Source organism: Tritonibacter sp. AK171 (assembly GCF_030127025.1).
GTDB lineage: Bacteria > Pseudomonadota > Alphaproteobacteria > Rhodobacterales > Rhodobacteraceae > Epibacterium > Epibacterium mobile.
This window is the reverse complement of the sequence record NZ_CP126134.1, coordinates 1,197,111-1,214,790: the sequence shown is the minus strand read 5'-3', so window position 1 is coordinate 1,214,790 and position 17,680 is coordinate 1,197,111. Positions and strand designations below refer to the sequence as shown.

14 protein-coding genes and 2 tRNA genes are annotated in these 17,680 nt (G+C 57.7%); 10 read left to right on the top strand and 6 right to left on the bottom strand.

Annotation, left to right across the window (positions count from 1 at the left end):
- Nucleotides 1–741: a DUF1638 domain-containing protein gene (locus QNI81_RS05785; RefSeq protein ID WP_283967666.1), complete on the top strand. Its 741-nt coding sequence runs from the start codon at nt 1–3 to the stop codon at nt 739–741.
- Nucleotides 742–798: 57 nt separating this feature from the next.
- On the opposite strand, the gene QNI81_RS05780 is transcribed toward QNI81_RS05785, so the two are convergent.
- A complete protein-coding gene (locus QNI81_RS05780) occupies nt 799–1,209 on the bottom strand; it encodes a SufE family protein (RefSeq protein WP_283967665.1) in 411 nt (136 codons plus the stop codon).
- A gap of 133 nt (nt 1,210–1,342) precedes the next feature.
- Here QNI81_RS05780 and QNI81_RS05775 point away from each other — a divergent pair, with 133 nt between their 5' ends.
- Entirely contained in the window at nt 1,343–1,858 is a 516-nt protein-coding gene (locus QNI81_RS05775; RefSeq protein WP_283967664.1) for a hypothetical protein, read from the top strand.
- 83 nt (nt 1,859–1,941) lie between these two features.
- Here QNI81_RS05775 and rnd read toward each other — a convergent pair whose 3' ends face one another.
- From rnd to rmmL, 4 genes are all read right to left on the bottom strand, one after another.
- Nucleotides 1,942–3,099 carry a ribonuclease D gene (gene rnd / locus QNI81_RS05770; RefSeq protein WP_009176463.1) on the bottom strand — a complete coding sequence of 386 codons (1,158 nt, stop codon included), beginning with the start codon at nt 3,097–3,099 and terminating at the stop codon, nt 1,942–1,944.
- A gap of 98 nt (nt 3,100–3,197) precedes the next feature.
- Nucleotides 3,198–3,752 carry a phosphoribosylglycinamide formyltransferase gene (gene purN, locus QNI81_RS05765; protein ID WP_206027162.1) on the bottom strand — a complete coding sequence of 185 codons (555 nt, stop codon included), beginning with the start codon at nt 3,750–3,752 and terminating at the stop codon, nt 3,198–3,200.
- Nucleotides 3,753–3,799: 47 nt separating this feature from the next.
- Complete coding sequence (purM, locus tag QNI81_RS05760) at nt 3,800–4,846, bottom strand: phosphoribosylformylglycinamidine cyclo-ligase (RefSeq protein ID WP_283967663.1); 1,047 nt, start codon at nt 4,844–4,846, stop codon at nt 3,800–3,802.
- 149 nt (nt 4,847–4,995) lie between these two features.
- Nucleotides 4,996–5,964: a quorum-quenching N-acyl-homoserine lactonase RmmL gene (rmmL, locus tag QNI81_RS05755; protein WP_283967662.1), complete on the bottom strand. Its 969-nt coding sequence runs from the start codon at nt 5,962–5,964 to the stop codon at nt 4,996–4,998.
- Nucleotides 5,965–6,085: 121 nt separating this feature from the next.
- On the opposite strand from rmmL, the gene QNI81_RS05750 reads away from it, so the two are divergent.
- Together QNI81_RS05750 and QNI81_RS05745 are read left to right on the top strand one after the other, a co-directional pair.
- Nucleotides 6,086–7,015, top strand: coding sequence for a LysR family transcriptional regulator (locus tag QNI81_RS05750; protein WP_283967661.1), 930 nt, complete (start codon nt 6,086–6,088; stop codon nt 7,013–7,015).
- Nucleotides 7,016–7,141: 126 nt separating this feature from the next.
- Nucleotides 7,142–7,217: transfer RNA gene (locus tag QNI81_RS05745), tRNA-Ile, on the top strand.
- A gap of 51 nt (nt 7,218–7,268) precedes the next feature.
- Here the strand turns inward: QNI81_RS05745 and QNI81_RS05740 are convergent.
- Nucleotides 7,269–8,597, bottom strand: coding sequence for an ATP-binding protein (locus QNI81_RS05740; protein ID WP_283967660.1), 1,329 nt, complete (start codon nt 8,595–8,597; stop codon nt 7,269–7,271).
- Between the two features lie 51 nt (nt 8,598–8,648).
- Between QNI81_RS05740 and QNI81_RS05735 the strand changes: the two genes are divergently transcribed.
- From QNI81_RS05735 to acs, 6 genes are all read left to right on the top strand, one after another.
- Nucleotides 8,649–9,572 carry an MBL fold metallo-hydrolase gene (locus QNI81_RS05735; RefSeq protein ID WP_283967659.1) on the top strand — a complete coding sequence of 308 codons (924 nt, stop codon included), beginning with the start codon at nt 8,649–8,651 and terminating at the stop codon, nt 9,570–9,572.
- Between the two features lie 69 nt (nt 9,573–9,641).
- Nucleotides 9,642–9,716: transfer RNA gene (locus QNI81_RS05730), tRNA-Asn, on the top strand.
- Nucleotides 9,717–10,041: 325 nt separating this feature from the next.
- On the top strand, nt 10,042–11,427 hold the full coding sequence (locus QNI81_RS05725) for a methyl-accepting chemotaxis protein (RefSeq protein WP_283967658.1): 1,386 nt from the start codon (nt 10,042–10,044) through the stop codon (nt 11,425–11,427).
- Between the two features lie 429 nt (nt 11,428–11,856).
- Nucleotides 11,857–14,415: a Hint domain-containing protein gene (locus QNI81_RS05720; protein ID WP_283967657.1), complete on the top strand. Its 2,559-nt coding sequence runs from the start codon at nt 11,857–11,859 to the stop codon at nt 14,413–14,415.
- 112 nt (nt 14,416–14,527) lie between these two features.
- Nucleotides 14,528–15,412: an MBL fold metallo-hydrolase gene (locus QNI81_RS05715; protein WP_283967656.1), complete on the top strand. Its 885-nt coding sequence runs from the start codon at nt 14,528–14,530 to the stop codon at nt 15,410–15,412.
- A gap of 306 nt (nt 15,413–15,718) precedes the next feature.
- On the top strand, nt 15,719–17,677 hold the full coding sequence (gene acs / locus QNI81_RS05710) for an acetate--CoA ligase (RefSeq protein ID WP_065325920.1): 1,959 nt from the start codon (nt 15,719–15,721) through the stop codon (nt 17,675–17,677).
- The last annotated feature ends 3 nt before the right edge of the window (nt 17,678–17,680 follow it).

The window sequence follows — 17,680 nt, the reverse complement described above, 5'->3', positions numbered from 1 at the left end:
ATGGCAGCCGCGTCCCTCAGACGCGGCCGAGCTGCCCGGCTATCACACCGGGCAGCCCTCCCCTTGCCCAGTGGCACATCCCTTGACGACAAAAGTCTTACGGAAAACGGCCTTGCTGCACCGGCACGCAAAACAGGCCGCATCCTGCTGATCGCCTGCGGCGCGCTCGCCCGCGAAATCCTCGACATCTGCAATGCAAACGGGCTGGATCACATCGATCTGACCTGCCTGCCCGCAAAGCTGCATCTTTACCCCGATCAGATCATCACGCATGTAGAGGCCGCAGTGGCAAAACATCGCGCGATCTACGATCAGATCTATGTGGTCTACGCTGATTGCGGCACCGGCGGACAGTTGCAGAAAAAATGTGCAGACCTCGGCGTCGAAATGGTGCCCGGCCCGCATTGCTACGCGTTTTTCGAGGGCAACACCCGGTTCGACACCCTGTCAGAGGCCGGTGAGATCACCGCTTTTTACCTCACGGATTTTCTCGTCAAACAATTCGACGCCTTCGTCTGGCGCCCCATGGGGCTTGATAAGAACCCAGAGCTGCGCGACATGATATTCGGAAATTACACCACCCTGATCTATCAGTCACAGATCCGCGACTCGGCGCTTTTGGATAAAGCACACGACTGCGCCAAACGTATGGGGTTGGACTTTATTCACCGCCACACAGGCTACGGCGATCTTGAGACCACGCTCAAGACCTGGGGCAAGTCCGCCCCCTCTTCTAACTAACAATATCCCGGGGTGAATTGGCCGCAGGCCAAGAGGGGCAGCGCCCCTCTTTAGGGATCAAACCTGCGCTGCAGCCGTGTCACGGATACGCTCAATCATGGCGCGCAACCCATTGGACCGCTGCGCCGACAAATGGTCATTTAGACCAAGGCGCTCCATTTCCGCCCGCGCATCCACCGCCAGCACCTCTTTGAGCGTCAACCCATTGTAGAGCTTGCGCAAAACCGCAATCAGCCCTTTGACGATCATCGCGTCGCTGTCGCCATCGAAATGGAACACCCCTTTTTCGATCTGCGGATGCAGCCAGACCTGACTTGCGCAGCCATCCACCTTGGTTGCTGGCACTTTCAGCGCCTCATCCAGAGGCGGCATGGCCTTGCCCTGCTCGATCACATGGCGGTAGCGATCTTCCCAATCCTCAAAGAACTCAAAATCCTCGACGATTTCCTCGAAGGCGGCACTGGCCATAGCAAACCTCATCTCGCAGTCATGTGGCAACAGATCGGACCTAGGCCAGAGCCTTAGTCTTTTCAACCGCTTTTCAACGCCGCTTCAATCGGGTAGTCAGTTTTGCAAGTAACTCTGACTGCGGCAGGTATTCATGCGTATCACTATCGGCGCCCTTCTGATTAGCACATTGGTCCTGTCGTCCTGCGGTGGATGGCGCGACTCGCGTGTCAACCCGACCAACTGGTTCGGCAAATCGCGCGAAACCACAAACACTGTGGATGAAAACCTGAACCCGCTGATCCCACAGGAAGAAGAAAAAACCAACCTTCTGGGTCGCAAGGATGACAAAGGCGAAGACCGCAGCCTCCCCATCGCAGTCATCAAGGACATGCGGATTGAGCGCACGTCGGTCGGGGCGATCCTCACTGTCGAAGGCGAAGCCGCCCGTAATGGTGCCTTTGACGCCAAACTGGTGCCTGCCGACCCACAAGAGCCGGGGCAGTTGGAATATACCTTCCGCGTGACCTACCCCAAGAAAGCAACCTATCAGGGCACCGTTGCAACGCGCACCATCCGCGCGGCGGTGAGCCTCTCTAATCAGGACCTTGCAGGTGTCCGTATCCTGCGGGTGGTGGGAAAAGAAAACGCCCGCGAAACCCGCCGCTAATGACGCCAACAGACAGCAACAAAAAACGCGCCACGGTCATCCGGGCGCGTTTTTTGTTGCTTGGTCACTTAGTCACGATGCGATCAGAGGTCGACAACCTTCACCAGCTGTCCCTTGGCTGCAAGCGCAATCTCACCATTGCACAGGCGCAGCGCATCTGAGCCGAAGACCTCATGACGCCAACCCTTGAGCGCGGGCACATCCCGCTCGCCTGCGGCGATGGCATCCAGATCTGCGGAAGGCGCAATCAACTTGGCCGCAACACCGGCGGTTTCGGTCTTTGCTTTCAAAAGCACCCGTAACAGATCCGCAAGCGCGCCATTGATCTGCATTTTTTCGCGCGAGCGATCCGCTTGAGGCATGTCCTCCTGCGGGCAATTCACGCCACGCTCCACCGCTTTTAAAATCCCCTCAGCAATCGCGCCCTTGCGCGCTTCACGCAGCAACAGGCGCGAGCCGCCCAGATCAGACGGTGTGCGCGGTTTGGTGGAGGCCAACTCCACCAGCGCGTCATCCTTGTAGACCCGGTTGCGGGGCACATTGTTGGTTTGGGCATATTCCTCGCGAAAGGCCGCAAGCTCACGCACCACAGCGAGGAACTTACCAGAATTGGTGCGGGTCTTCACCCGGCGCCAGGCCTCGCGCGGCTGAATATCATAGGTCGCGGGATCGGTCAGAACCTGCAACTCTTCCGCCACCCAATGGCTACGCCCGGTCTTGTCCAGTTCTTTGCGCAGGTGCTCATAGATCTGGCGCAAATGGGTGACATCTGCCAAAGCATAGGTTTTTTGAGCGTCGGATAGCGGGCGACGCGACCAGTCGGTAAAACGTGACGTCTTATCAAGGCCTTGCTTACAGATCTTGCGCACCAGCGTCTCGTATCCAACCTGTTCACCAAAGCCGCAGACCATGGCTGCGACCTGCGTGTCAAACAGCGGCTTGGGGAAGACGGATGCATCCACCCAAAAGATCTCCAGATCCTGACGCGCGGCATGAAAAACCTTGACCACATCCTCGTTGCGAAAGAGCTCGTACAAAGGCTCCAGCGACAAATCACTTGAGAGCGGATCGACCAGAACCGCATCTGTTTTGCCATCCCCCCGAAAGGCAATCTGGATCAGGCAAAGTTTGGAATAATAGGTGCGCTCTCGGAGAAACTCGGTATCGACCGTCACATAAGGATAATTCGCGGCCTCTTCACAAAAGGCGCGCAGCTCGTCGGTGGTGGTCAGAGTTTTCATCAAATGGGTCTTTATTAAGGGTTTCTGCCGCTCGGTCCCCCGTTGATACGACGAGTGCGAGCGGGTTGCAAACCCTCTAAGAGCAAGAAGGTTGCAGTTCAGCTCAGATGAAGGACGTCCCGCTCGCCGCGCAGATAACGTGCAAGCACCGCCGGATAAAGGCGATGTTCCTGCACCAATACGCGCGCTGCCAGATCATCCGGCGTGTCGCCGGGATTTACTGGCACCTCGGCTTGTCCCAGGATTGGCCCGTCATCCAAAAGCGGCGTCACCTCATGCACGGTGCAGCCGTGCCGGTCATCACCTGCCTCCAACGCGCGGGCGTGGGTGTGCAGGCCCTTATATTTGGGCAGGAGAGACGGGTGAATATTCAGCATCCGCCCCTCGAACTGACGCACAAACCCGGCGGTCAGTACCCGCATAAATCCCGCAAGACAGACCACATCGGCGCGCGCCTCGAGGATAGGCTTTACCAGCTCTGCCTCAAACGCCTCGCGATCTTTGCCAAAGGGGCGATGATCCACAACAGCCGTCGCAACGCCGCGCGCGGCGGCCTTCGTCAGCCCGCCGGCATCGGCGTTGTTGGACAGCACCAGACAGGGTTGGCCCGGATGATCGGCGTCCTTCAGCATGCTGTCGACGAGGGACACCATATTGGAGCCCCCGCCGGAAACCAGAATGGCGACGCGTTTCTTGTCGCTCACAGCAGCCCGCCTGTGTAGCGGATGCCCTCTCCGGCTGTCACGGTGCCGAGACGCGCGACGGTTTCGCCTTCGCCCTCCAGCACCTCGGTCAGCGCATCGGCGCGGTCAGCCTTCACCACAAGCATCATGCCGATGCCGCAGTTGAAGGTCTTGAGCATTTCGCCCTCTTCAATGCCGCCGGTTTCCGCCAGCCATTTGAAGACGCCCGGAAGCTCCCACGCACCAAGGTCGATATCAGCCCCCAGCCCCTCGGGCAGGACGCGCGGCAGGTTCTCAGTGAGGCCGCCACCAGTGATATGCGCCAGTGCATTGACGCCCCCCGCGCGTACCGCAGCCAAGGCCTGCTTCACATAAAGACGCGTCGGGGTCAGCAACGCCTCCCCCAGCTTGCCCGCGCCAAACGGGTTGTCGCCGTCCCAGCCAAGGCCGGAATATTTCACGATCTGGCGCACCAGCGAGTAGCCGTTGGAGTGCACACCATCAGAGGCCAGCCCCAAGAGCACATCGCCCTCGCTCACGCCTTCGGGCAGTGTGGTGCCCCGCTCCATCGCGCCAACGGCAAAGCCTGCGAGGTCAAAATCACCCTTGGGGTACATGCCCGGCATCTCTGCCGTTTCACCACCGATCAGCGCACAGCCAGAGCGCACGCAGCCCTCGGCGATGCCTTCGATGATTCGCGCCGCAACATCGGTTTCGAGTTTGCCGGTGGCAAAGTAGTCGAGGAAGAACAGCGGCTCTGCGCCCTGACAGACCAGATCGTTGACGCACATGGCCACAAGGTCGATGCCCACGCCATCCACCAGACCGGTGTCAATGGCGATCCGCAGCTTGGTGCCCACCCCGTCGGTAGCGCCGACAAGGATCGGGTCCTCGTATCCGGCAGCTTTCAGGTCAAACAGCGCGCCAAAGCCGCCGAGGCCGCTCATCACGCCGGGGCGGTTTGTTCGCTTTGCGGCCGGTTTGATCCGGTCCACAAGTTCGTTGCCCGCATCAATATCGACCCCTGCATCTGCATAGGTCAAACCGTTCTTGCCGCTGGTCATCGCATGGCTCCTTCGCAATGGTTGACGAGCGTTTAGCCTATAGGACGGGTGAAGGAAACTAGGGAATGTCCCCCTCCCACCGCAGAAATCTGCACAATGGGAGGGGTATTTGACTGATTGCTACAAAATCCGGCGCTCAGTGGACCAGATCAAAGCCCGAACTGCCATGGTGCCTGATCAAAGGCGTAAGCCGCGCCGTCGCGCTCCACCCGGCCCAGACCCGGGAAATCCAGATGCATGCCTGTCACCAACAGCTGATCTGCAGCCGCGCGATCAAACATCGCCTTGCGTGTCTGCGCCGCCAATGGCTGATCCGCATCAAACGGAATGGTCCAGTCCGGGTTCTTGAATTGCAGCGCAGTGCTGTGCACCACATCGCCCCAGAACAAGAGCTGCGCATCGCCCGCATCGAGCATAAAGCCACTGTGACCCGGCGTATGCCCCGGCAGTGGCATAGCGGTAAAGCCGGGTGCCACTTCGACCTCGCCAGTGAAGGGTTTTCTGCGCTCTGCATAGGGTGCCACCGCATCGCGCGCCATCTGAAAGAACCCACGGCTTCCTTCATCGACTGAAGCCATGATGGCATCATCGTACCAAAAGCCCCATTCGGTTTCCGCCACCACCAACTCTGCATTCGGGAAGGCGGCGCTGCCATCGGGCGCGATCAGCCCTCCCGCGTGGTCCGGGTGCATATGTGTCAAAAGGACAGTTGTGATCTGCTCTGCGGTGACGCCGGTTGCCGTCAGCGCCGCCATAAGACCACCAAGATCCGGCCCCATGAGCTGCGCCGTCCCGGTATCAATCAGCGTATATTGCCCCCCGCGCTCCACCAGATACCCGTTTACCGGAATTTCGAGCCCCTGCCCGCCTTCGCGATAAAAGCTACCCGCGAGGGTCTCTGCCACCTTAGCCGGATCGGACCCGGTAAAAATTGCCGAAGGAATGGCCAGATGACCATCCAGGAGTGCGGTGATGGTGGCGTCGCCAAACCGAAACCGATGCAAGACGGGTGCAGGGCCGGCAGGTGCAGCCTGTGCCATCATCCCAAACGACGGCAGTGCAAGGCTCGCACCGCCAAAGCCCAGGGATTTCAAAAGGGTTCTACGGGAAAGGGTCATAAGAGGCTCCAATATCCATGTCAGCGGATGTCGCCAACGAGATCGAGATAGTGTTTTGCGGTGGCCTTCTGCAGTCTTTGATGGCTAATAAGGGGTATTAGCATTTGCGATAGGAGTGCCAATGGACAGGCTGTCGCTACTTGAAACTCTGATCGTGGCCTTGGATGAGGGCAGCCTGAACCGCGCCGCAGCACGCCGGGAGATGACGCAATCCGCAGTGAGCCAGCAGATCAAACAGTTGGAAAGCCTCATCGGTCATCAGCTCCTGCATCGCACTGCACAAGGGGTGCGCGCCACGCGCTATGGCGAATTGGTCTACACCCATGCGCAAGGCCTGCTCAGCAACTATGATCGGATGACGGCAGAGCTTGATCAATTGCAAGAAGGGCTCTCGGGCGATTTTCGCATCAGCGTTAACAGCTTTCTTGGGCGTCACCTGATTGGTCCCATGCTAGTGGATCTGGATCGCAAACATGATGATCTGAACATCATTCTGCGCCTTGAGGATCGTCTGGTGGATGTGGTGCGCGAAAACTACGATCTGGCGATCCGCACCGGAAGACTTGGCGAAACCGATGGCGTGGGGCGCCGGATAGCCACGATGGAGACGGTATTGTTGGCGACGCCTGACTATCTGGACCGGATGGGCCGCCCCGATGGCCCCGAAGATCTGACACGGCTAAAGTATATTCAGTATTATGAGGACCAGACCAACGGTTTCTTCCCGCTCAGTCGCAACGGCGAAGAGGTGCTGGCACCGATCCGTGTGGGCTTTACTGCCGATGATCCCGATCTGATCCGCCACGCGGTCACCAACGGCACCGGCTATTCGCGCGTGCCGTTGTTCTTTGTGCAAGAGATGATCGAAGATGGCCAGTTTGAGCGCGTATTGCCCGAATGGGACGCGCCGGAGAAAGACGTATTTGCCGTCTACCCCTCGCGTCACGGCATTGATCGCCGCAGAGAGCTGGTCATAGAAGGTGTGGTTGCCAAACTAGACGAATTTCGCAGCCGCTGCCCTGCCCCGCGCCTGCAGGCGGTCACGGCCTGATTCCGTGCGTCATCTCGCAGAGTTTCCCTCCTATGTCAGTGGGATGCAACCGGGGATGCAATGGGTTCAATTTCTTGCACAGAACGGATTGCGAGGTCCGTGGTTCGGTTCTATAAGGCTGCTGGCGGGAGATTAGCTCAGCGGTTAGAGCAGAGCGCTCATAACGCTTTGGTCCAGAGTTCGAATCTCTGATCTCCCACCACCCTAGCTGCCGTTTTATGTGCAGCTGAATGCGCCTCCATAAAGTCCAGATTCAGAGTGCGATTACGATATCCGCCTGCAACCCGCCCAGTTCTTCACTGGTTCCGAGCCGTAACGTGCCACCATGCGCGCGGGCGATATCGGCCACAATCGCCAGACCCAACCCAACTCCGGTGCCCAGATCCTGATTGCGGGCCGGATCAAGCCGCGTGAAAGGGCGCATGGCATCGCCGCGCAGATCCTCGGGAATGCCGGGGCCATCATCTTCGACCCGGATACGCAGGGACTTTTGCATGACCGCCACCGACACCCGTGCCCGCGTGCCATAGCGCACCGCGTTCGAAATAAGATTGTCCAGCGCCCGGCGCACCGCCGCCGCACGAAGAGGCACAGTGCGATTGCCGACGGTCTCTACCAGATGCACCGTTTTTCCCTGCCGGGTCCAGTTATCGACCGCCTCCTCAACCAGCGCGCAGGGGTCCGTCTCCTCCATCGCACTGGTCGTTACCCCGCGCGAGAAATCGAGGAAGGCATTCACCATATCCTCCATTTCCTTGACATCTTGCAGCATCGGTTCTGCGTCGTCGTCTTCCAACATGGAAAGACTGAGCTTTAGCCGCGTCAACGGCGTGCGCAGATCATGGCTCACCCCCGAAAGCATCAATGTGCGTTGCTCAATCTGCCGATCAATCCGGGCGCGCATATCATTAAACGCGGCCCCCGCAGCCCGCACCTCGGTCGCGCCACGCGGCTGATAAGGGATCACCCGCCCACGCCCAAACGCCTCTGCGGCATCGGCTAGCCGTTTGATCGGGCGAAGCTGATTACGCATATAGGCCATGGCGATTACCACCAGCATAAAGCCAAACACCACAGTGATGACGATCAGCTGATGGGGGGCGGCGACCGTGGCGCGACGGCGGCTGAATTCGATCTCTGCCAGTCCGAATTTCGTCCCCATCACAATATAGCTTGCGTGGGACCGGGTGAACCGGATGGAGTGAAACTCTGGCAAGCTGCGCATCATTGTATCACGCACAACCCGGCCTGAAAGATCCTCAAACGGGATATAAGTTTGGGGTTCCGCCTCATCCGGCCCGATAAATCGCAGCTGAAAATTCAGGCGCAGCAGCAAGGGCTCCAACGCGTTCAATGCAGCCTCTTGCGTTGGCGCGGCCTCGATCTGATCATTGATCACAAACAGCTCTCGCACCACGGTATAGGACATCTGCTGCGTGATATCCTCAAGGTCGCGCCGGATAAACACAAAGGCCACAACCAGTTGCAGAACCACCACCGGCATCAGCAAAATAAGCGCAGCACGGCCGTAGATGCCGGTGGGCAGGCGTGGAACATAGTGTTTGAGATGAGGGAACTTCATGACTAAGCCTAGAGCGGGACAGGTTTACGCCCTCCGTCAAAGAGGATCATCATGAGCAGAACGCAAGCCACCGACGGGTTCAACCCCAAACCCGGCCATCCCGAAACGGTCGCCGCCGGTATTCGCAGAATTGTCGCGCCAAACCCATCGCCCATGACCTATCGGGGCACCAATACGTATTTGGTCGGAGACACCGAGCTTGCGGTGATTGATCCGGGCCCCGCGTCTGAGGCGCATCTGAACGCCATCCTTGCCGCGTGTCAGGCGGGCCAAACCATCAGCCATATTCTGGTGAGCCACAGTCATCTCGATCACTCCCCCCTCGCCAAGCGCCTAAGGGACGAAACCGGTGCACAGATCTATGCCTTCGGCGGCGCGGGTGCCGGGCGCAGCGCCATCATGCAAAACCTCGCCCTCACGGGTACGGCAGGCGGCGGCGAAGGGATCGATCATAGCTTTGCCTGCGACCACTGCCTTGAGGATGGGGAAATTTTACGCGGAGCTGACTGGCAGATTGAGGCGCTGCACACGCCGGGCCATATTGGAAATCACTTGTGTTTTGCCCTCGGCGACATCCTGTTTTCCGGTGACCATGTCATGGGGTGGGCCAGTTCGCTTGTCTCGCCTCCGGATGGGGATCTGACAGACTTCATGGCCTCTTGCCGCAAATTACAACAACGCGAATGGTCATTGTTCCTGCCCGGCCATGGCGCGCCAGTGGCATCGCCTCTTGCGCGACTTGACTGGCTGATCGCGCACCGTCTGGAGCGAGAGCGCGCGGTCCTTGCGCAGTTGAGGTCTGCGCCTGCAAACGCTGCGGATCTTGCGCGTGAAATTTACAAGGACACACCCGCAGCCCTGCTTCCAGCCGCAGAGCGCAACGTCTTTGCCCATCTGGTAGATCTGACCCAACGCGAGCGAATCCACCCAGACGGCCCATTGGCATTCTCAGCGACATTCATCTGTGTGGATTGATTTTTTTGACGGTTTTTTGTTTTTCGCACTGGACGCCCAGAAACGGCATCGCTATACGGTCGCTCACACTCCGGCGTAGCTCAGCGGTAGAGCAGTTGACTGTTAATCAATTGGTCGTAGGTTCGATCCCTACCGCCGGAGCCAAAATCCCAAACAGCATTAAGCCCAGCTAACAACACATTGATATGTTGGGATATTCATTTGGCCTTCAGGGGGCGGCAATCATCAGGATTGCGGTATATTCATCCCGGTATTTTCGACGCAACAAGGGCAGATCACTGTCTTTCATGGCGTTGGAAATCACCTGCACAAGGTGCTAAGATACGCCTTAACCAATGATTAGTCATAACACCCAAGACCTGTGGTGAAACCACCATCAGGAAGGGTTCTGTTAGGATATATCAGTTAGGTTGATCAACCACGAACTGTCCGACATTGGACCTGGTCACAGATGAAGTGGTAGACATAAATGTTTAAGCGAAAGCCCCAGAAAGCTGCATCGACCGATCTGAATGAGGATCGAAAACTGCGCGCTATGATCGAACGCACGCAGGCAGTTATCGAGTTCGAGGTGGATGGCACCATCCTGCGCGCGAACGACAACTTTTTGCAAACGCTGGGCTACACACTGGAGGAAATCCAAGGCAAGCATCACAGTATGTTCGTCTACCCCAGCTTCGTCAAAACTGATCGCTACAAAAACATGTGGCGTGAGCTGGCAGAAGGCAAACCGCAAACCGATCAGTTTCCCCGCCTGCGCAAAGATGGCGAAGTGGTTTGGATTCAAGCCACCTATGCCCCCTATCTGAACGAGGATGGGGCCGTTGAGCGCATCGTGAAGATCGCGACCGACATCACCAAACGCCGTATGGAAATCCTCGGCATTGCCGCAGCGCTGGAGCATCTGCGAAATGGTGATCTGACCCATCGATGCGCCCCTTCCGACATCGATGACATCGGACGCCTGTCTACCGCCTATAACGAGGCCGTGGACTCGTTGCAGACGGCGATCCGTACGGTGCGCGACGTGGCAGATGGCGTCAGTCGGACTGCGGGACAACTGAATGGTTCCTCTGCTGAACTGTCTCAACGCACGGAAAATCAAGCCGCAACGCTGGAAGAAACCGCAGCTGCGCTAGAAGAACTGACAGCAACCGTACGATCCGCAGCGGAAGGTGCGCGGGACGTCGAGGGCAACGTTCAAAACGCACGCGTCACGGCCGAAAAAAGCGGACAAGTGGTAAAAGATGCCGTCGAGGCGATGTCCAAGATCGAAGAGTCTTCGCAAGGCATTGCGAAGATCATCTCTGTGATCGACGATATTGCCTTCCAGACCAATTTGTTGGCACTGAACGCTGGTGTTGAGGCCGCGCGCGCAGGAGAAGCGGGTCGCGGTTTTGCCGTTGTGGCCTCCGAGGTACGCAGCCTTGCCCTGCGTTCAGCAGATGCGGCCGGTGAGATCAAAGGGTTGATCGAGCAAAGTACCCGACATGTGTCCGACGGTGTCACCCTTGTGGGGCGCGCCGGTACCGAGCTTGAGACGATCATCACCAGCGTGAACTCGATTTCGGAAAATGTAACCGATATCGCCCGTGGCGCTGAGGAGCAATCGATCACCTTGAATGAAATCAACACTGGCATCGGTCATCTGGACGAAGTGACACAGCACAACGCCGCAATGGTTGAAGAAACCACCGCAGCCAGCCAAACACTCTCGAGTGACGCAAATGTCATGACCCAAGAGATGGCAAAATTCGTGTCTGAAGGCGAAATGAAGATCGCAAAACATGTCGCGCCGATCCCGTCTGCCGCCAAAACGCCGCAAGCCGAGCCGGAACTGCGCACGGGCACCTAAACGAGAGCCTGCGCCCTTCGAACTGATGCCAATCCGGGCCTGTCCAAGGGGGGAAAGCAACGGTTCCTCTCGCCAGTGGACGACCGATGAGACCAAAAGGCCTGCACCGATAAGCGCGGTGCAGGCCTTTGATATGTTTGTGGCCGCGCGCATTGGCCGCATACGCGCTTCGTCTCAACATGCACTTCCCTCAGCGCGGGCGGGTTTTGTGCTTGTTGGGAATAATGACGCATTGCGCCTTCGCCGCACACAACGCTCCCCTGCGCCCAGCGCCTCACCAGTTTGTGATTTTTGCGCTGAGTTTATTATCTGCGCGCCTTACCGCTCTAAACCAGAACTTAAGAGAAACCTCATAAAACATTAGAATATAGAAATTTGTCCACCCGTTAACCAGCATTGGCTCCTTGTATCGGAGCCGGGAAGAGTAAGATGGCCACGATGAACTCCGGCCTTGGCGGCACGTCAGGCTATGGTGAAAACAGTTTTGTTGCCAACGGCCCCGACACTGGCACGCTTGATGATGGCAGTGTCTATGTCGACATCACGTCCGTTTTTGGCCCGGACGGGATCACACTCTTTGGTGAGAGCTACACCGGGTTCAACGTCGGCACCAATGGTGTCATCGGCTTTGATTGGGACAGCACCGGTTATTATCCGCAAGGGTTAGCAGGATTCAACGAAGGCCCTCTAATTGCCCCGCTCTGGACCGATATGGACCTCAGCAAAGGCGGCGACATACTGTGGGATCTCGACCCCACCAACGGCAAGGTCACAATCACTTGGTTGGATGTCGCGCCCTACTCCGGCACGGGGACCAACTCGTTTCAGGTGGTGTTGACGGATACGGGTGACGGGAACTTCGATCTCGAGTTCATCTACGAAGATATCCAGTTCGGGGATGGCTATCACCAAGGTAACAATATCGGCCTGACCGACGGCAACGGGAATGTCTACGAGCTGGAAGGATCCAGCGACCCGACCGTGACCGAACAATATGAGACCACTGATTTCGCAAGCGGCTCATCGGGGCATTTTGCCACCTCTGTGGTAGATGGCACACCGCAGGTCTATGTTGTGAACGGCAGCAATGGCGCCGATAATATGGACCTCGGCTATATTGATGGTGACGGTCAGGAGATCACCAATCACGACGACAGCATCGAGGGTGGCGCAGGCAACGACACCATCCAAGGCGGCGAAGGTGATGACACGATCATTGGTGGTGCCGGTGATGATGTCATCTACAGTGGCACCCATTCTAATGCCACAACCCCGACCTATCAAACCGTCCATACTGGCGCGAACTACCACGGCACCGCGGGACAGGATTTCTATCACTGGACTGCGGAAACCGGTGGCTATGCCACAATCCGCATGAACTACACCCCCTATGACGCGGGCGTCGGGGATGGTGAAGCGGATTATGTCGTTGTCGGCAGCACCAATCAGACTGGCACCTTGGAGATTGGGGACTTCGACATTGGCAATGACCGTATTGTCTTGCCCGAAGAATATTACTCGATCTCGATCAGCTCTTGGGAGACGACGTCATATCATTACGCCGATATTACGATCACCTACAACAATGGAAACACGCAGAATTTTCTCATCTACCACGATGGGACGACCCCGGTAACAGCCGCCGATATTTTCACCACCGAAGCTCCCACCGTCACAGCCAGTGACAACGACCTGCTGATTGGTGGCGAGGGGGACGATACGTTCATCCTTGAAAACAGCTTTGGTGATGACACCATCGACGGCGGCGCTGGCGAAGGCGACCAGATTGATGCCTCGAACCTGTCCTCGGGTGTCACGGTTACCTACACTGGCGACGAGTCCGGCGAGATCGACAGCGGCACCGACACCATTGCCTTCAGCGATATCGAGGAATTCACGCTCACCAATCGCGACGATTACTTTGATGCGAGCAATTCTACCACCGGCGTGGTGCTCGACGCCGGTGTCGGAAGCGACACGATCATCGGTTCGGATGGCAATGACACCCTCTCAAGTGGCAACGGCCACGACACTATAACCGGCGGTCTTGGTGATGACGTAATGATCAGTGCCGGCGGTGAGGATCTGTTCATCCTCACAACCAGCGGTGGCCGCGATACCATCACTGACTTTGGCATGGGTGATTTTGACGGCGACGGGCGCTACAACGATCAGCTTGATGTGTCCGATCTTGCGGGGGGCACCGGCCCTGACGGCGCTGTCACCATTTACGATATTGTCGTAACCGATGATGGCAGCGGCAATGCGGTCATGACGTTCCCGGAAGGGGAGCAATTGGTTCTGGAGGGCGTTCCTCCCTCCAGCCTGTCAACACCCGCAAGCCTTTATTCAGCAGGTATCCCGTGCTTTACGGCGGGGACACTCATTAAGACCGCACGCGGCCCCTGCCCTGTAGAGACACTGCGTGTTGGCGATCTGTTGCAAACCGCTGACAACGGTCTGCAACAGGTGATGTGGGTTGGCATCTCTCACATCGAAAGCGCAGCACTGCGCGCCAATCCGCGCCTGCGTCCGATCACATTGCAACCGGGGGGCATTCTTAACCTGCCTCACCCCATGACGGTGTCGAGACAGCACCGCTTTGTTTTAAACGACACCGATCAGGCGGAGCTTTTCCTGCGGGCAAATCAATTGCATCAGCTTGCGCCCGAACAGGCTCCGTCTCATTGCCCTCAACATGGGGTGACCTATGTCCACGTCTTACTGGAACGCCATGAGGTGATCTTCGCAGGTGGCATCCCGACAGAGAGCTTCTACCCCGGCCCGTGGTCCCTGCGAGGCCTCTCAAATGATGCACAGGCGGAGCTGACGTCATTGCTGCCCGATCTACGCGCCCTTCGTCCGCTGCATCCACGTTTGGCACGTATTGCCACCGATAAGATTTACTCTCCCTTGGCCCGTAAAGAGATCTCTACTGCGGATCTAGGAATGAGGATAACGCCGGAACGATTGCAACGCCGCGCCTGAGCGGCGCATTGCCGCGCACCTTTGTAATGAGGCAATGCGTATTGCAGAGCCTGTCGGACGCATGAGATACCCTGACCCGCACCAGACCTGACAGTCACCGTGAGGACGTTTCATGCCGCCCTATCCCCTCTCAATGTCGCAAGCGCCGCATGTTGAAGGCTTCTTTGATCCCGCCACCAACACGGTCAGCTATCTTGTGAGCGACCCGCACACCGGCACTGCTGCGGTGATCGACAGTGTGATGGACATCGACTATGCCGCAGGGCGGATTACCTATGACCACGCCGATCGGATCATTGCCTGCATCATCGAGCGCGAGCTGAGGCTCGACTGGATTATTGAGACCCATGTTCACGCCGACCATCTGAGTGCCGCCCCCTATATTCAGAACCGTTTGGGCGGCAAAATCGGCATTGGCGCCCGGATTATGGAGGTTCAGGAAACCTTCGGAAAGATCTTCAACGAGGGCACCGAGTTCCAGCGTAACGGCAGCCAGTTCGATAAATTGTTTGAGGACGGCGACACGTATATGGTGGGCGACATCGCCTGTTTCGCCATGGCAACGCCCGGCCACACGCCCGCTTGTATGGTGCATGTGATCGGCAACGCAGCCTTTGTCGGGGATACGCTGTTTATGCCCGATGGGGGATCGGCGCGGGCGGACTTTCCCGGCGGAGATGCGGGCGAACTTTATGACTCGATCCAAAAGGTACTGGCGCTTCCGGATGAGATGCGCCTGTTCATGTGCCATGATTACGGCCCCAATGGGCGCGATATCCGCTGGGAGACCACCGTCGCAGAAGAAAAGGCGCATAATATCCACGTGGGCGGTGGCAAGAGCCGCGAGGAGTTCATTCGTTTCCGCACCGCACGTGACGCGCAACTGGCGATGCCAAAACTGATCATCCCCTCGCTGCAGGTCAATATGCGCGCAGGTGAGATGCCCACGGATGACGATGGAACCCCGATGCTGAAGGTCCCAATCAATCGTCTCTGATAGGCTGCGCGGAATCGCCGCAGCCGTGAAGACCCGCATTTGCGCCCTGTAAAGCCGCACAGGGGCCGTGCAATTGACAGTAAAATCCCTGTCTTATCTTGTAAAATTCGTCAAATTCCGGCGGAAATTTACAGTGTTACACCAAGCGCCGGAAAGAGATTTACAGGCAAGCCCTTATTTTAACGATGTTTATTCACATCTTTTCAACTTTGCTTATTATTACCGCAGAGGTTGGAGAACGTTTGACTCTTGGCGCGCTTCCATGTGGAGATCGCGCGCAAGAGAATATTGGAGGGAGGACATTCCATGACCACGCCCGAGAGCGCAGTGTACCCGCCGTCTGAGGACATCATTAAAAACGCGCATATTGATGCTGCGAAATATGATGAGATGTACGCGCAATCCATTCAGAACCCAGAGAAATTCTGGGCCGAACAGGCAGAGCGTATCACCTGGATCAAGCCTTTCACCAAGGTCAAAGATGTCTCCTACGACTTTGGCAATGTGAACATCAAATGGTTCGAAGACGGCCAATTGAACGTCGCCGCCAACTGCATTGATCGCCATTTGGCGACCCGTGGCGATCAGACCGCGATCATCTGGGAGCCCGATGATCCGAACGAGGATGCCAAGCATATCTCCTATAAGGAGCTGCATCTGAAGACCTGCCGCATGGCCAATATCCTAGAGAGCATGGGCGTCGGCAAAGGCGACCGGGTGGTGATTTATCTGCCGATGATCCCTGAAGCGGCCTATGCCATGCTGGCCTGCGCGCGCATCGGTGCCATCCACTCTATTGTGTTTGCAGGCTTTTCGCCGGACGCTCTGGCGGCGCGGGTCAATGGCTGTGATGCAAAGGTTGTTATCACCGCAGACGAGGCCCCGCGTGGCGGTCGCAAAACACCGCTGAAGTCAAACGCCGACGCCGCGCTCCTGCACTGCAAAGAGAGCGTCAAATGTCTGGTGGTGCGCCGCACCGGCGGCCAGACCACTTGGATCGATGGGCGCGACTACGACTACAACGAGATGGCACTGGAGGCGAACGACTACTGTAAGCCTGCCGAGATGAATTCCGAGGATCCGCTGTTTATCCTCTACACCTCCGGCTCCACCGGCCAACCCAAGGGTGTGGTGCATACCACCGGCGGCTATCTGACCTACGCAGCGCTGACCCATGAGGTGACTTTCGATTACCACGACGGCGACATCTACTGGTGCACGGCAGATGTGGGCTGGGTCACCGGCCACAGCTACATCGTCTATGGCCCCCTCGCCAATGGCGCGACCACGCTGATGTTTGAGGGCGTGCCCACCTACCCCGACGCCGGTCGGTTCTGGGCCGTCTGCGAAAAGCACAAGGTCAATCAGTTCTATACCGCGCCCACCGCCATTCGCGCATTGATGGGGCAAGGAACTGAATTTGTTGAGAAATACGACCTCTCCGATCTCAAGGTGCTGGGCACTGTGGGAGAGCCGATCAACCCGGAAGCGTGGAACTGGTACAACGACGTCGTCGGTAAGGGCAAATGCCCCATTGTCGACACTTGGTGGCAGACCGAAACCGGTGGCCACCTGATGACGCCGCTGCCCGGCGCACATGCCACCAAGCCCGGCGCAGCCATGAAGCCGTTTTTCGGGATTGAGCCAGTGGTGCTTGACCCGCAATCCGGCGCGGAAATCGAGGGCAATGGTGTCGAAGGTGTCCTGTGTATCAAGGATAGCTGGCCCGGTCAGATGCGCACCGTTTGGGGCGACCACGAACGGTTCGAGAAAACCTATTTCTCCGACTACAAAGGCTACTATTTCACGGGTGATGGCTGCCGCCGCGATGAGGGGGGTGATTACTGGATCACCGGTCGCGTCGATGACGTGATCAACGTCTCCGGTCACCGCATGGGCACCGCCGAGGTCGAAAGCGCATTGGTCGCACATGCCGCCGTGGCCGAGGCCGCCGTTGTGGGCTACCCGCATGAGATCAAGGGTCAGGGCATCTACTGCTATGTGACCCTCATGAACGATCGTGAGCCATCGGATGAGCTCATGAAGGAGCTGCGCCAGTGGGTGCGGACGGAAATCGGCCCGATTGCCTCACCGGATGTGATCCAATGGGCGCCGGGCCTGCCAAAGACCCGTTCAGGCAAGATCATGCGCCGCATCCTGCGCAAAATTGCGGAAAATGATTTTGGCAGCCTTGGCGATACCTCGACCCTCGCGGACCCATCCGTCGTGGACGACCTGATCACCAACCGCGCCAGCAAGGGGTAAGTG